Source organism: Aquimarina sp. AU119 (genome assembly GCF_900312735.1).
Classification (GTDB): Bacteria; Bacteroidota; Bacteroidia; order Flavobacteriales; family Flavobacteriaceae; genus Aquimarina; species Aquimarina algiphila.
This window is the reverse complement of the sequence record NZ_OMPF01000013.1, coordinates 249,804-265,549: the sequence shown is the minus strand read 5'-3', so window position 1 is coordinate 265,549 and position 15,746 is coordinate 249,804. Positions and strand designations below refer to the sequence as shown.

Annotated in this window: 11 protein-coding genes; 5 read left to right on the top strand and 6 right to left on the bottom strand. The window is 34.5% G+C overall.

The genetic code is table 11. The annotated features are described in order from the left end of the window. Positions 1-125 precede the first annotated feature (125 nt). Positions 126-512: a 30S ribosomal protein S9 gene (gene rpsI / locus DK442_RS09690; RefSeq protein ID WP_109435660.1), complete on the bottom strand. Its 387-nt coding sequence runs from the start codon at positions 510-512 to the stop codon at positions 126-128. Further along, positions 512-967, bottom strand: coding sequence for a 50S ribosomal protein L13 (gene rplM / locus DK442_RS09685; protein ID WP_109435659.1), 456 nt, complete (start codon positions 965-967; stop codon positions 512-514). The genes rpsI and rplM overlap by 1 nt, the downstream gene beginning before the upstream one ends. Positions 968-1,248: 281 nt before the next feature. Between rplM and DK442_RS09680 the strand changes: the two genes are divergently transcribed. Both DK442_RS09680 and DK442_RS09675 read left to right on the top strand, forming a co-directional pair. Continuing rightward, positions 1,249-3,942 (top strand): DUF5916 domain-containing protein, encoded by a 2,694-nt coding sequence (locus DK442_RS09680; protein ID WP_109435658.1) that lies wholly within the window; start codon positions 1,249-1,251, stop codon positions 3,940-3,942. A gap of 133 nt (positions 3,943-4,075) precedes the next feature. Then, complete coding sequence (locus tag DK442_RS09675; protein ID WP_109435657.1) at positions 4,076-5,266, top strand: serine hydrolase; 1,191 nt, start codon at positions 4,076-4,078, stop codon at positions 5,264-5,266. Between the two features lie 59 nt (positions 5,267-5,325). Here the strand turns inward: DK442_RS09675 and DK442_RS09670 are convergent, their stop codons facing one another. Beyond that, positions 5,326-6,009 carry a hypothetical protein gene (locus DK442_RS09670; RefSeq protein WP_109435656.1) on the bottom strand — a complete coding sequence of 228 codons (684 nt, stop codon included), beginning with the start codon at positions 6,007-6,009 and terminating at the stop codon, positions 5,326-5,328. Between the two features lie 202 nt (positions 6,010-6,211). Between DK442_RS09670 and DK442_RS09665 the strand changes: the two genes are divergently transcribed. Beyond that, on the top strand, positions 6,212-6,682 hold the full coding sequence (locus DK442_RS09665; protein ID WP_143918031.1) for a lipocalin family protein: 471 nt from the start codon (positions 6,212-6,214) through the stop codon (positions 6,680-6,682). A 51-nt stretch (positions 6,683-6,733) separates the two neighbouring features. On the opposite strand, the gene polA is transcribed toward DK442_RS09665, so the two are convergent. Further along, on the bottom strand, positions 6,734-9,562 hold the full coding sequence (polA, locus tag DK442_RS09660) for a DNA polymerase I (protein WP_109435654.1): 2,829 nt from the start codon (positions 9,560-9,562) through the stop codon (positions 6,734-6,736). Between the two features lie 415 nt (positions 9,563-9,977). On the opposite strand from polA, the gene DK442_RS09655 reads away from it, so the two are divergent. Together DK442_RS09655 and DK442_RS09650 are read left to right on the top strand one after the other, a co-directional pair. Further along, a complete protein-coding gene (locus DK442_RS09655; RefSeq protein ID WP_109435653.1) occupies positions 9,978-11,216 on the top strand; it encodes a metallophosphoesterase in 1,239 nt (412 codons plus the stop codon). Positions 11,217-11,300: 84 nt separating this feature from the next. After that, complete coding sequence (locus DK442_RS09650) at positions 11,301-11,597, top strand: co-chaperone YbbN (RefSeq protein WP_109435652.1); 297 nt, start codon at positions 11,301-11,303, stop codon at positions 11,595-11,597. Here the strand turns inward: DK442_RS09650 and DK442_RS09645 are convergent. Then, positions 11,594-12,247, bottom strand: coding sequence for a polysaccharide deacetylase family protein (locus tag DK442_RS09645; protein ID WP_109435651.1), 654 nt, complete (start codon positions 12,245-12,247; stop codon positions 11,594-11,596). The genes DK442_RS09650 and DK442_RS09645 overlap by 4 nt on opposite strands. Before the next feature lie 52 nt (positions 12,248-12,299). After that, entirely contained in the window at positions 12,300-15,608 is a 3,309-nt protein-coding gene (locus DK442_RS09640) for a DUF2723 domain-containing protein (protein ID WP_109435650.1), read from the bottom strand. Between the last annotated feature and the right edge of the window lie 138 nt (positions 15,609-15,746).

Genomic DNA, 15,746 nt, shown 5'->3' with positions numbered 1-15,746 from the left:
TGTAATAGTTTACGTTCTGTTGAATTAGCAATGCTCAAGTGGCTACTTTTGTATGGCCTTGGGCATTTAGATGCTAAACTAACCCCTCATATAGATGAGGTAACAACAAATACTGTTTTAATAAATTAACGTTTAGAGAACTGAAATTTCTTACGAGCCTTCTTCTGACCGAATTTCTTACGTTCTACCATTCTTGGATCTCTTGTCAATAAACCTTCTGGTTTAAGGATTGATCTGTTTTCCTCGTCCAGCTCACATACCGCTCTTGATATAGCTAAACGTACAGCTTCTGCCTGACCAGTGATTCCTCCACCATATACGTTTACATTTACATCGTATTTATCCTCGTTACTTGTTAAAGTTAAAGGTTGGTTTACTTTGTATTGTAAAGTAGCGGTAGTGAAATAGTCAGCAAGATCTTTTTTGTTAACCGTAATTTTTCCAGAACCATCTTTAAGATAAATTCTAGCTACAGCCGTCTTTCTACGACCAATTTTGTGAATAACTTCCATTACTTAAATTCTTTTAAGTTAACAGTTTTCGGCTGCTGAGCGTCCTGACCGTGGTCTGCTCCTGCATATACCTTTAAATTACGGAATAAAGCTGCTCCTAATTTGTTCTTAGGTAACATTCCTTTTACCGCTTTTTCGATTAAACGCTCTGGATTTTTGTCATACAATTCCTGAGCAGTAAGACTTCTTTGCCCTCCAGGGTATCCAGTGTGACGGATATAAGATTTATCTGTCCACTTTTTTCCTGTTAAGTTGATTTTTTCGGCATTGGTAATGATAACATTATCACCGCAATCAACGTGTGGGGTAAAGCTAGGTTTGTGCTTACCTCTAAGTAGTATTGCTACTACAGAAGAAAGACGACCTAAAGTCTGTCCTTCAGCATCTACATGCAACCATTCTTTAGTAACGGTAGCTTTGTTTGCAGATACTGTTTTGTAACTTAATGTGTCCACACTAATTATTTTTACTTAATTAAACATTCCTTTTCCTATATAAAATAGGGGTGCAAATGTACAATTATATATTTATATAGCAAACTGGTAGTTGATATTATTTTTAAAGTATGATGCATTGGTTTTCAGCGATGTTGAGGCAATTACCGTAGAGCTCGTTTATTTTATGCTTTCCAGGTGTCATCCTCTGTTAATTTTTTACTAAAAAACAACGGTATGTGTGACAAACTAGAATAATTTCTGTCATCTTAGTTATATCAATCATCAAACTTCTAATCATCATGAAATGTTATACCTGTCTTTTGGTACTCTTTTTATTTCCAATAATTATCTTTGCACAAGATTCTACTAGCACAGTTAAAAAAAGAATTTATACTACAAAACCTTTGCAGGGAGCAGAAGCTCCAACAATCGATGGGTTAATTAATGAATCGGGTTGGGACCTGGTAGAATGGACCGGTGATTTTACAGAAAATCAACCAGATGAGAATACTCCTCCTAGCCAAAAAACAAAATTTAAAATAGTATACGATCAAAAATACCTATATATAGCATATCGTTGTTATGATGACGAACCTGATAAAATTGAGAAAAGACTATCCCGAAGAGATGGTTTTGCAGGTGACTGGGTAGAGATTAATCTTGATACTTATCATGATAAGAGGACCGGTTTTTCATTTAGTATTACTGCTGCCGGTGTAAAAGGAGACGAATTTATCTCTCAGAATGGAGATAATTGGGATAGTAGTTGGAATCCAATTTGGTATACAGCTACAAATATTGATGAAGAGGGATGGACAGCCGAAGTGAAAATTCCCTTAAGTCAGGTAAAATTTGGTAAAAGTAAAGAGCAAATATGGGGATTGCAGGTTAATCGTAGGTTGTTTAGAAAAGAAGAACGCTCTGTATGGCAACGTATCCCGCAGGATGCACCTGGTTGGGTAAGTGAGTTTGGAGAGCTACATGGATTAATTGATATTGAACCACAAAAACAATTAGAAATCCAACCTTTTGCTGTGACTCAATTAGATACATATCCAAAAGAAGAAGGGAATCCTTTTAGAGATGGTGATGATTTTGAGTTGAATGGCGGTTTGGATGCAAAAATAGGGATTACAAATGATCTTACTTTGGATTTGACAGTGAATCCAGATTTCGGGCAAGTAGAAGCTGACCCTGCAGCCATTGCATTAGATGGATTTCAGATTTTCTTCAGGGAACAACGACCTTTTTTTGTAGAAAATAAGAACATATTCGATTATCGCTTCGCTAATAATCAGGATAATGTATTTTATTCTCGTAGAATAGGAAGAAATCCACAGGGGTCAATTTCGGGAATTGATAACGAATTTATAGACAGGCCCACAAATACTACAATTCTTGGCGCAGCAAAATTTAGCGGAAAAACCAAAGATGGCTGGTCTATTGGTATCTTAGAGAGTGTAACTTCTAGAGAGATTGCAAAAATTGAAGATGAAAATGGAAATAAAAGGGAGGCTATTGTAGAACCTTTAACGAATTATATGGTGGGTAGAGTCCAAAAAGATTTCAATAAACGTAATTCTTTTATTGGAGGGATCATTACAGCTACCAATCGAGATCTTGGAGATACATTTAATATAGATGAAGAAGATCCTGATACAGATGAAACATCTGAAGTGGCAGGTACAAGGGAAAATAACCTTAATCTTCTTAGGAAATCTGCATATTCGGCAGGATTAGATTTTAAACATAATTGGAAAGACAGAAAATACTTCTTAGAAGGCAATATTGTAGCTAGTCATGTAGAAGGTTCTAAAGAGGCTATTGAAGAAACTCAAAATGAATTAACTCATCTTTTTCAACGAGTAGATGCAGGGCATGTAGAAGTAGATCCTAATAGAACTTCATTAACCGGAACTGGAGGTAAGTTAACCGGAGGTAAATCTGGAGGAGGAAATTGGAGATATAGTGCAGGGGTATTTTGGCGCTCTCCAGAATTGGAGTTAAATGATATAGGGTTTTTACGTCAAGCAGATGAAATCAGACAGTTCAGTAGTGCGCGTTATCTTTTCTTAAAACCAACAAAGTTGTATAGAAGAGCAAATATTAATTTTAATCAATTTGCTACATTCGATTTTGACGGAAATTATAATCGCATTCAATATCGATTAGAAGGCTTTATTAATTATAAAAATAACTGGTGGACAGAAGCTGGTTTTGGTCATAAGCCTCGTATTTTTACCAACACCTTTTTGAGAGGTGGGCCTCGCTGGCGTTTCTCTGATGAGAATTTTGCTTATTTGTTTTTCGGTTCAGATCGAAGAAAGAAATTTAATTTTACTGTTGGATATGATGGATCCAGAGCAGCGCAAAACAGTTTTTCATTCAATCGATATGTGATTCGATTGAGATACCAACCTTTTAATTCTTTTAGTATGTCTCTTAATCCACAGTTTCGACAAAATCCTAATAAAACTCAATATGTAACAGAGGCAGATTTTAATGGAACGGCACGTTATATTACAGCAGATATAGATCAACAAACATTGAGTGCAAGTATTAGATTGAATTATAATATTAATCCAAACTTGACGATACAGTATTATGGAGAGCCTTTTATATCGAGAGGGAGATATAAAGACTTTAATTATGTAAATAATGCGGTAGCCAAAAACCTTGGTGAACGAGTAACGCTATATAATCAAGATCAGATTTCGTTAGTGGATGATCAATACGAGATAGACGAAAATAGAGATGGGACGGTTGATTATACAATTGATAATCCTGATTTCGCATTTGTGCAATTTCGTTCTAATTTGGTTTTGCGTTGGGAATATATTCCAGGTTCAGAGATATTTTTAGTTTGGTCACAGGGGGTTACCGGAGATGGGAACCCTGGAGATCATCTTTTTAGAAGTTTAAAAAATCAAATTTTGGATCAGCAACCTGAGAATACTTTCTTAATTAAAGCTACATATAGATTTGTACTTTAAATTCTTGATGTACTTAATTTCTGAAAAGATGCTTTTCAAGTTGTTTATTATGGGATAGCCATTGTTATTGTAAAAAACTTTTTCAGGCTTAGTATTTTACCTTTATTTTGCAGCATTATTAGAATATGACTATATGAAATACCTTTATGCTGTATGTATTGCTGTTTTTTTAGTGTCTTGTAACACTTCAAAAGTGGAGAAAGAAGTGAAAATAATTGAAGAAAAACCTGAGGTTTCAGAACAAGAATCTTTAACCTTATTTTTAGAACATTATGAAAAGTTTTTTACTACTAATTTTAATGTTTCTGAATGCCCTGGTGCGGCAGTGGTGATTGTAAAAGACTCAACAATTATTTATAAAAGAGGGTTTGGAGTAAAAGAAATTCATACACAGGATTCTGTAGACGTTGAATCTGTTTTTAGGATTGCAAGTTTGTCTAAAGGTGTAACTGCAGTTCTTGCAGGAAATATGGTTGATCATGGAGAACTACAATGGAATCAGAATGTAAAAGAGTCTTTACAATCATTTGATCTTAAGGATAGACAACAGGCAGATAGACTTAAAGTGAATCATTTGCTATCTCAGACTACAGGATTGTATCCTTATACGTATACAAGGTTAATACAACAAGGTTTATCTTTGGATCAAATCATTAGAAGTTTTAGAAGAAAAGGGGTTGTGGCTAGAGAAGGAGTAGAGTATGGCTATCAAAATGCCATATTTTCTGTGATCGAAAAAATTATGGAAAATGGCTCAAAAAAATCTTTTGAAACATTACTTAAAGAACGGATTTTTGATCCGGCAGGAATGTATAGTGCTTCAAGTACATATACTGCTATAAAAAACACTGATAATGTAGCGCTACCACATTCGTACAATCATTATTCAAAAAAATACAGATTAGATAAACTTCATAAAAACTATTATAATGTAGCTGCAGCCGGTGGTGTGAATGCATCAATTTCTGATATGGGAGAATATCTAAAAGTTCTGCTTGGATATCGTCCTGATATTATTTCGAAGGAAAGTCTTAGTGATATTTTTAATCCTGTTATATGTACAAGTAATGAAGATACTTACGTTAATTTATGGGATGGAGTAACAGATTCATACTATGCAAAGGGTTGGCGTGTTTTGGATTATCGAGGTAGAAGAATCATCTATCATGGAGGGAATGTAAATCAATATAAAACACAACTGCTTGTTGATCCTGATAATGATATTGCTATGTGTGTGCTTTTTAATGCTCCTAATTCTTTTAATGGGCCGGTAATACCGACTTTTCTTAATTATTATGATTTTTATCTGGATGTAAAAAAGTAAAACCCTGCAGGTTGATCCAACAGGGTTAAAGGATATATTAAGTGATATGTTTTTATCCGTTATCGAGTGCTTACAGCTGGAACTTCTTCTAAGACAATAACATCAACTTCTCCAGAAATAGAAAGGTTGTTTCCTGTTTCATTACTGTCTGAAGCGATATCCATAGAGAAAGAGAATACCAGGTTATTTGTTTCTTCATTAAAACTATAGTTGGTAATGCTAAAATTAGACACACCCATATCTGTATTGCTAAATTCACCATCATCGATTACAAAATATTTATTGTCGTTTGAAATGATAGCATAATCATCAACTTCTAAATCGAACGATATCGTTTGATCGTCTTGTCCTGGGTTGGTGATATCCAAATCAATGGCTGCTAAAGTTTCCTGGTATGAGTCATCTGGAGTGCTTAAAAATCGAATCAATTCGAAATTGATTTCAGAATCCTGAATAGTTACCGAAGAATTCTCATCAAGTTGATCACCTTCGATAGCTGTAAATTTAAATGCTACAGTATCTGTAAAAGTTACATCATCAGGTCGCGTTCCTTCAAAAGAAAGAGTAATACTACCAAATTGAGTAAGTTCATCAAAACCAACTCCATTCTGCCCGTTTTCTCCATTCATACCGTCTATTCCATTTGCTCCATTTAGTCCATTCATTCCATCTTCTCCTTCACAATTAGAAAGGAAGATCCCTAAGCAGCAAATTAAGATAGTTTTTAAGTACATTTTTTTCATTCTTTTTTGTTTTAAGTAATTTATTGCAATTCTGACTAAAAAATTAAGAGTGCAAATGTAGAAGGTCTTATGAGGTGATGAAATACGTGGCGCTACTTATTTATATGATTTCATTTACTGCTGACTTGTTAAAATTGATTATGATTTTTATAATGGTATGGTAGTTGTTTCTTCTTCGCATAACCATAAATTATTAAAACACATGAAAAAATCATTTTTACACATTTTGGCTTTAGGGTTGGTATTTGTATCGTGCTCAAATGACGACGATAACAGTGCTACGGATTTTAAGGGTATAACATATAAGTTGATTGAAGTCAATGTAGAGACTCCACAAGACGTCAATGGAGATGGAAAAGCAAATAGAAACGAAATGCTAGAAACAGATTGCTATCAGAATACCCAAATCGTTTTAGAAAGTCCAACAGATTTTTATAACGTAACTCAAAAGTTTGGTCATTTGGATAGGGGCCTTGAAGTTTCTACTTCATGTCAAAGTAATGATTATAACGGAACCTATGAATTATCAGAAAAACAATTGGTGTTAAAGGATAAAGATCAAAAGGAAGAAACTTTTCAAATTGTTGGAGATCAGCTAAAAGTCTCTTATGATTGGACTTTTTTTGATGGAGATCTAACAAAAAAAGTAGAATTTGTTTACCAAAAACAATAAAATAAGATTTTAAATAAAAAGCCCTATGCCAGAGCATAGGGCTTTTTATTTTTAATGAGCCTCTAACCAGTTGTCTCCTAGTCCAAGATCTACATCTAATGGGACAGCTAAAGTGTAGGCGTTTTCCATTTCTGTTTGGATGAGTTCTTTGATGGTGTCTAATTCCGGTTTGAAAACATCAAATACCAATTCATCATGTACCTGAAGTAACATTTTGGTTTTATAGTCTCCTTCCTTTAGTTTTTTATGAATGTTGATCATCGCGATTTTAATGATATCAGCAGCACTACCCTGGATAGGCGCATTTACTGCATTTCGTTCTGCAGCACCTCGTACGATAGCATTCGCAGAGTTAATGTCTTTGAGGTATCTACGTCTTCCTAAAACCGTTTGTACATAACCATTTTCTCTTGCAAAATCAACCTGCTCGCTCATGTAGTTACGTAGTTTGGGATATGTTTTATAATAGGTTTCTATCAGTTCTTTGGCTTCGCTTCGGGAAAGGCTGGTTTGGTTACTTAATCCAAAAGCCGAAACCCCATAAATAATACCAAAATTCACGGTCTTGGCATTGCTACGCTGTTCTCTGGTAACCTCTTCAAGAGAAACATTAAATACTTTTGCAGCAGTAGAAGCGTGGATATCTTCTCCATTTTTAAATGCTTCTATCATAGTTTCCTCCTCACTTAATGCGGCAATAATCCGTAATTCTATTTGAGAGTAATCGGCGGCTAGTAATGTATAGTCTTCACTACGTGGAATAAAAGCCTTTCTCACCTGTCTTCCTCTTTCAGTACGAATTGGGATGTTCTGTAAATTAGGGTTGTTAGAACTTAGTCGCCCAGTTGCAGCTACAGTTTGCATATAGTCGGTGTGAACATGACCAGAATTTTCATTAACCTGTGTTGGTAGTGCATCGACATAGGTGCTTTTTAGTTTAGATAAACCACGAAAATCCAATATATTCTGAATAATCTCATGATCCTTTGCTAAATATGATAATACATCCTCTGCCGTAGAATATTGCCCGGTTTTCGTCTTTTTAGGTTTGTCTACCAATTTCATTTTCTCAAATAGAATAACACCTAGTTGTTTCGGGGAAGCAATATTAAATTCTTCTCCAGCTTCAGTATAAATCTTCTCTTCTAATTGCTTAATGTCATTGTCTAATTCTTCAGAAAGAGATTGTAAGAAACCTTTGTCAAGATTTATTCCCTCGATTTCCATATCTGCCAGTACTCTAAGTAATGGAATCTCAATATCTTCAAATAAAGAAACCGTTTTAGCTTCTGTAAGTTCAGGAGCAAAGTGTTCTTTAAGTTGAAAAGTTATATCTGCATCTTCAACAGCGTATTCAGTCTGTTTGTCAATAGGTACTTGTCTGAATGATAATTGGTTTTTACCTTTTTTACCTATTAATTCGGTTATCGAAACCGGAGTGTAATTAAGGTAGGTTTCAGAAAGCACATCCATATTATGCCTCATATCAGGATTGATAAGATAATGCGCAAGCATGGTGTCAAAAAGTTTTCCTTTTACTTCTATATTATATTTTGCCAGGACTTTTATATCATACTTGAGGTTCTGACCAATTTTTGTATTATGTTCTGCTTCAAAGAAGGGTCTTAATTGTTCGATTAACTCTTGTGCTTCTTCTCGGTCTTCAGGAAATGGAATGTAAAAACCTTTTCCGGCTTCCCATGAAAATGCTATTCCAACTAATTCTGCAACCAGAGGATTCAGACCTGTGGTTTCGGTATCAAAACAAACATAATCCTGTTTTAATAAATTTTGCAGAAATAGTTTCATGGCCATCCCGGGAGCAATACTTTGATAAAAATGCTCGGTATTTGCGATTGTTTTCCTGGTTGAAAAAGAAGCCGCTTCCGATGATTCTTCAGTCCCTCCAAATAATGAAAACTGACCTGCTCCAGCTTGTGTTCCTTTTTTCTTTGTGGTTGTGGGTTTATCACCTTGAGCTGCAGTTGTGTCTTCTCCAGAAAATATTTTCATGAACTGGTCAGTGAGCCTTCTAAACTCTAATTCCTGAAAGATTTCATGTACTTTCTTAGCATCAGGTTCTGTGAGTTCATAGTCATTGGCATTAAAAGTTACATCACAATCCAGAATTATAGTAGCAAGCTTTTTAGACAGTAAACCTAACTCTGCATTAGCTTCTACTTTTTCTTTCATTTTTCCCTTTAGTTTATCTGTATTGGCTAATAGCCCTTCCATAGAGCCGTACTCGGCAATGAATTTTTTGGCGGTTTTATCTCCAACTCCAGGTAATCCAGGAATATTGTCAACGGCATCACCCATCATACCCAAATAGTCAATGACTTGTTCTGGACGTTCTACTTCAAATCTTTTTTGCACTTCTGGAATTCCCCATATTTCAATCCCGTTACCCATTCTGGCCGGACGATACATAAAAATATTTTCAGATACCAATTGGGCATAATCTTTATCTGGGGTTACCATATATGTTTTGTATCCTTCTTTTTCTGCTTGCTTGGCAATAGTCCCAATTAAATCATCAGCTTCTACACCTGCACGTTCTATAATTGGAATATGCATAGCTTTTAGTATTTCCTGGATAATGGGTACAGCAATTCTGATTGCCTCTGGTGTCTCATCACGATTTGCTTTGTATTCAGGAAAAATCTCTAGTCGATCTTTACTTCCTTGCTTATCAAAAGCTACAGCCAAATGATCTGGTTTTTCTCTTTTGATAACATCAAATAGAGAATTTACAAATCCCAAAATAGCTGATGTATCCTGACCCTTGGAGTTAATCCTGGGGTTTTTAATGAGTGCATAGTATCCTCTAAAGATAAGAGCGAAAGCATCTAAAAGAAAAAGACGTTTTTGTGACATGATATGAGTTAAATTTTTTTAGAAATGCAATATAAAAAGAAGATTAATCAAAATCCCTTCAAAAAACAGAATATGTGATAAAAAAACAAAAAGAAATGCCGTCAAAAACTGACGGCATTTCGCCCCAAAATAAAATTGATAACAATGTATCAACTGCTATAAATACGATAGTAATTGTTTATTATATAGTATATGATTTTTTTTATTGTAATTAAGCCCTAAAGGAAATTATAAAACGAAGTTACAAATAAAAATCTTACTTCTGAAAGAAATCATTAAGATTTATGATAGATAAGATGATGATTTTAACGCTTTTTAGCGCTAAAAATTTATTTATCGTTAATTTTTACTTAAAAAACAGTGTCGAACTAAAAAGGAGAGATAGTTTTGTTTGGTAATTGAAATACAAAAATAAACTATGCGTTGGTTGATCCCCATTTTCATATATATGCTTATAGAAGTGTATTCTTATCAAGCTATTAAGACCATTACAAAAAATAATTGGGTACAAATAGGATATTTTGTTGTGTCATTATGTATTCTAGGATATGTGATTTACATTTTTGCAAATTATGATAGAAGTGTAGGGCCAACAAAATATACTTTAAGGGCTAGTGCTTTATTGTTGCTAACCCTGGTCCCGAAGCTCATTCTGGTATTATTTCTATTTGGAGAAGATATTATTAGATCTTGTGTAGCAGGATATAATTATTTGACAAATACCTTTTTTGAAGGCACAGCAACTCAATATCTGCCTGATCGAAGAAAATTCATAAGTCAGCTAGCGCTTGGTGTAGCGGCAATTCCTTTTGCTGGATTATTACATGGGATTTTTAAAGGAAAATATAACTTTAAAGTAATACGCCATGTATTATACTTTGAAGATCTTCCTAAAGCGTTTGATGGATTTAGGATTACCCAAATTTCTGATATTCATTCAGGAAGTTTTGATGATCCTGCCAAAATTGAATATGCTGTGGATTTGATCAATGAGCAAAATGCCGATCTTCTTTTATTTACAGGTGATATTGTTAATACTATGGCGAAGGAAATGGATGATTGGATTGATACGTTTAAGCGCATGAAAACACCTCAATATGGAAAATACTCTGTTCTGGGAAATCATGATTATGGCGAATATGTTACCTGGGATAGTGAGGAAGAAAAAGATGCGAATTTTCAGGCGATAAAAGATATTCATAATAAAATCGATTTTAATCTGTTACTAAATGATAGTGCTTTTGTTGAGAAGGATGGAGAACGAATTGCTGTCATAGGAGTAGAGAATTGGGGACATAATTTTAAAAAAGCAGGTGATTTGAATAAAGCTTCTGAAAAAGTGGTTAAAGAAGATTTTAAAGTGTTATTAAGTCATGACCCTTCGCATTGGGAATATGAAGTAAAGAAACATTCTGATCATTATCATCTTACATTAAGTGGTCATACCCATGGATTTCAATTTGGAATCGAAATTCCGGGATTTGTGAGATGGAGTCCCGTGCAATATGTGTATAAACAATGGGCAGGAATGTATAACGAGACCGGGCGTTATCTTAACGTAAATAGAGGTTTTGGTTTTCATGCTTTTCCTGGAAGAGTGGGTATATGGCCCGAGATTACGGTAATTGAATTGAGAAAAGGTTCTAAGCCTGCTTAATTCGTAGAAAGTGTTATATTTACAATTGTTTATAAGTCTGTTTTTAATAAAATATAGAGACTTGAAACATTAAAGTTTTTGGACATGTCAAAGTTTGGAGATATAATAGGTATTGAAGTTCCGGTTCTGTTGGACTTTTATACAGAGTGGAATGAACCCTCTCTTGCAATGCACCCTGTGTTAAAAGATGTGGCTGCTGCTCTTGGTGATAAAGGAAAGGTTGTAAAGATAGATGTAGATAAGAATGAAGAATTAGCTACAGCTTTACGTATTAAAGGGCTTCCTACATTAATGATTTATAAAGAAGGGGAGATGGTTTGGCGACAAAGTGGTGAGCAGGATGCAAATACACTTATTGGGCTTATGAAAGAGTATGTTTAAAGCTCAATAGCCTCAAAAACAAACCCTCTATTTGTAAAATATTCCAGTACTTTTGGAAGTGTAACTGTAAGATTTTTTGATGCTTTTATGCTATCGTGAAATACGATGATACTTCCCGGCCTTACACTTTCTATTACATTTTGGTAACATTCTTCAGGAGATGTGCTTAATTCCCAATCTTTTGATAGGACATCCCAGAGGATTGTTTGATAGCCTAAGTTTTCTAATGTTTTAAATTTAGAATGACTTATTTGTCCATAAGGAGGTCTAAATAACTTTTGTGTATTTTGATTAGATGTGCTGTGTTTCTTTATGATTTCTTCACATTCAATAACGTTTTGAATATATGTGTCATGATCACTTTTCCAGGCTTTAAGGTGATTTGTGGTATGATTTCCAATAGCATGTCCTTGAGATAAGATAGAATTGAAAACTTTAGGGTGTTTTTTTATGTTGTCTCCAATACAGAAAAAAGTAGCCTTAGCATTATAGCGGTTCAATTGTTCTAACACAAATTCGGTAATCACGGGTATTGGTCCATCATCAAAGGTGAGATAGATTTTATTTTCACTAATATGACAAAAGTCCCATATGTACTTAGGGAAAATTTTTTTGACGAGCCGAGGTGTTTTGTTGGGAATTTTTGGCACCGATTATATTGAATAAAAAAGTGAGCCTTTTAAAAAGCTCACTTTTAATAATTTAGTCTGATATACTATCTCTATCTAAGGAGTCTAAAGGTTTTTCTTGATTTTGAAGTTCCTTTATGAGTTCTTCTTCTTGTCTGCGGATAGCTTCATCATCATCGTATTTTTCATCTTCAGAATACAATCTTGTAAATAGATCAAGGTATTTATTAAACTCATCCGCTTTTTCTTCAATCATTTCTCTGTCTCGATTCATCAGTAATAAATCAACAACACTACGATAACGTTCTACATTTGTTACTATATCTTCTGCGTAACGGTATTGATCTTTAAGCTCAAGGCTCCCAAAATAGGTGAGTTGCTCCTGGTATTTTTTTGCTAATTTTTCCCAAAGATCACGAGCTTTTTGTTTTTCTCCTATCTCGTAGTATCCACTAATATAGGGTTCTACAAGAGTATAGTATTCATAATACTCGATAGGCATTTTGTCCATTGCCAGATCTATAATTTCTTTGGCTTTGTCCCTTTTGTCTTCTCGAATTAATGCTTCTACCAATCTTGCTAAATTACTTCTATACGTAATCGCGTTTTTTCTAGTTTCAGGATCATGATATATATTGGGGTCATTGCTATTTCCCCAATCCCAACTAGTAACATTTTTATACATTAATTCTGTGTCAATACGTCCCATTTCAAATGGGTTACGAGGATCTACCTTGGTACGTATGGGTACAAGTTTAAAAGTTACACCATCTAATTGCAGGTAATCTTTCATCCATAAAAAATCATCATCTCCATAACTTCCACCTGTAAAGTAAATTGGTCTTTCCCAATTATTATTAGCAAGCATGTCTAACATTAATAAACGATTCTTGAAGAGTAGATCTCCTTTTAGATGGATGTCGATATAAGGAACAATAAGATCTGCATCCTCTGGAGCTACAATTCCATTTTTGAGAACGGCTTCCTTATCTACAGGGATTCTTATATGTTTTGTAGGAAATGTATTTACTTTTTTTCCGCTTTGTAAATCTCCTTTGGTTCTGGGGTCATCTGTTTCTATCCATCTCATCCAGTTTTTGATAAGCATAGTATCATTTGTCACTGGTTTGTAATAAATAGCATCATTGTTACCAAACCTATAAAATTCATGGGTAAGTTGGGATGGTATTGGTTTTCCTTCGTAAGCGGCCCTTTTCATCTGATCGATATACCAATCTGTTGCAAATAAACTTGTGTTTACTGTCCGTACATCGGTGCGATAACCTTCAATATCTTGCGCATACCATAGTGCAAAAGTATCGTTATCCCCAATTGTAAATAATATAGCATCTTTTTGACAAGATTGTAGGTACATCTTAGCCATAGCTTGCGCTGTATATCTATTAGAGCGGTCATGATCATCCCAGTTCTGAGCAGCTAAAAGAACCGGTACCGCTAATAGACAAATTGCTGTAACGGCAGGAGCGAGTATTTTTGGTTTTAAATAACTTTTGAGTAAATCAAATAATGCGTATACCCCGAATCCTATCCAAATTGCAAACACATAAAATGATCCAACTAAAGCATAGTCCCTTTCTCTAGGTTCAAAAGGTCTTTCGTTTAGGTATATTTTTAGTGCTAATCCAGTAAATAAGAAAAAGACCAGTAAGACCCAGAATTTTTTCTTGTCACGCTGTAGCATGAATACAAATCCTATTAACCCTAATAACAAGGGTAAAAAGTAATATGTATTTCGAGCTTTATTTTTAAGAGCATCCCCTGGTAAGTTGTCCTGGGATCCTAATCGAAGCTCGTCGATAAATTTAATTCCACTAAGCCAATTCCCTTCTAAATCTGTTAGCTTACCTTGATTGTCATCTTGCCTTCCAACAAAATTCCACATAAAATAACGCCAATACATATACCCCATTTGATAGTCAAACAGGTAATATAGATTATCTTTGAATGAAGGTTTTTCTACATTAATATAATTCCCAAATGATTGCAAGAATTTATTGTAATCATCATTGTCTAATTTTCCAGTAGCATACTCTCTTTTAAACTCTGTTACTGCTTTTAGTAATTCTTCTTCCCCTTGGTATTCTGGTTTTATAGTAAATTTAATAGGACCAGAATATTCCATATAGTTGCTAATGTGTTCGGTGCTCCACATTCTTGGTAAAAAGGCTTTATGCGCATCGTCAAGATTTTGTTTTGCATTTTTCCAATCATTGACAATAATGTATTTTCCTGTCTTAATATCCTTTTCGTATTTAGGTTTACCATCCTCGTATGGGTTGATTTCGTCTAAGCCAGCATAGATTTCTGTAAATTGCGGACCATAAAAAAGATGTGTTTCTGGGTATTGCTCAAGATTATAGTAGGCTAGAAGTTCCCTAGCATTATTGGGGTTATTCTCGTTAATTACAGTTCCTGCATTTGCTCGAATGGGTAACATGATCCAGCTCGAGAATCCAACAAGAATAAAGACAACGCACAGTAATAAAGTATTTAATTTTACATAATTTTTCTTGCGGGTATATTTTATAGCAAAGTAAAAAGCCGTTGCTATGATGAGTCCGGCAATGATGGTTCCAGAATTAAAAGGAAGTCCAATCGAATTTACAAAAAAGACTTCTGCTGCACCAAAAAACTTAAGTGTTGAGGGTAATAAAAGTTTGAAAATAAATAATAGTATGGCAACAACAACAATGTTGGCTATGATAAAGTTTTTTATGGTGATTTCTTTGTAATTTTTGAAGTAGTACAATAAGCCAATTGCAGGGATAGATAATAGTCCCATAAAGTGAACTCCAAATGATAAACCAACAATAAAAGAAATTAGAATAAGCCATTTATTTCCTCTTGGGGTGTGCATATCTCGTTCCCACAATAGCCCAAGGTAAAAAAGAACAGATAAAATACAAGTGGCCATTGCATATACTTCAGCTTCAACAGCATTAAACCAGAAACTATCAGTAAATGTAAATGCTAATGAGCCTACCAATGCACTACCTAATATCGCTATTGCTTTGCCTTGTGAGAACTCTTCATCTTTTACGATTACTTTTTTGAGCAGTATAGTTATTGACCAAAACATAAAAAGTATGGTAAAGGCACTGGCAAATGCTGAGGTCATATTTACCATTAGAGCAATTTGCGTAGGGTCTGATGCAAAAACTGAAGCAAAAGCTCCAATCATTTGAAATAGAGGCGCTCCTGGAGGATGCCCAACTTGTAATTTGGAAGCGGTGGCAATATATTCTCCTGCATCCCAAAAACTAGCGGTCGGTTCTACTGTCATTGCGTAAACGCATAATGCGATAGCAAAAACTATCCATCCAGATATTTTATTCCACTTGGTAAAGTTGAATGTACTCATAAGATTTATTCGGTTATATAACGTGTGGCGAATTTAGTAATAAAAATACTTTCACCTTGGTTTTTTTAGCAAACGCTTAACAGAAGTTTATATTTTGATCAATTGTAATTGAATTAAAAAGAGAAATATAATTTAATA

Excerpts from the sequence above, each read along its gene's own strand:
- DK442_RS09640 (WP_109435650.1), bottom strand. The coding sequence starts at position 15,608 with ATGAGTACATTCAACTTTACCAAGTGGAATAAAATATCTGGATGGATA.
- DK442_RS09670 (WP_109435656.1), bottom strand. The coding sequence starts at position 6,009 with ATGAAAAAAATGTACTTAAAAACTATCTTAATTTGCTGCTTAGGGATC.
- DK442_RS09665 (WP_143918031.1), top strand. The coding sequence starts at position 6,212 with ATGAAAAAATCATTTTTACACATTTTGGCTTTAGGGTTGGTATTTGTA.
- DK442_RS09650 (WP_109435652.1), top strand. The coding sequence starts at position 11,301 with ATGTCAAAGTTTGGAGATATAATAGGTATTGAAGTTCCGGTTCTGTTG.
- DK442_RS09680 (WP_109435658.1), top strand. The coding sequence starts at position 1,249 with ATGAAATGTTATACCTGTCTTTTGGTACTCTTTTTATTTCCAATAATT.
- DK442_RS09655 (WP_109435653.1), top strand. The coding sequence starts at position 9,978 with ATGCGTTGGTTGATCCCCATTTTCATATATATGCTTATAGAAGTGTAT.
- rpsI (WP_109435660.1), bottom strand. The coding sequence starts at position 512 with ATGGAAGTTATTCACAAAATTGGTCGTAGAAAGACGGCTGTAGCTAGA.
- DK442_RS09675 (WP_109435657.1), top strand. The coding sequence starts at position 4,076 with ATGAAATACCTTTATGCTGTATGTATTGCTGTTTTTTTAGTGTCTTGT.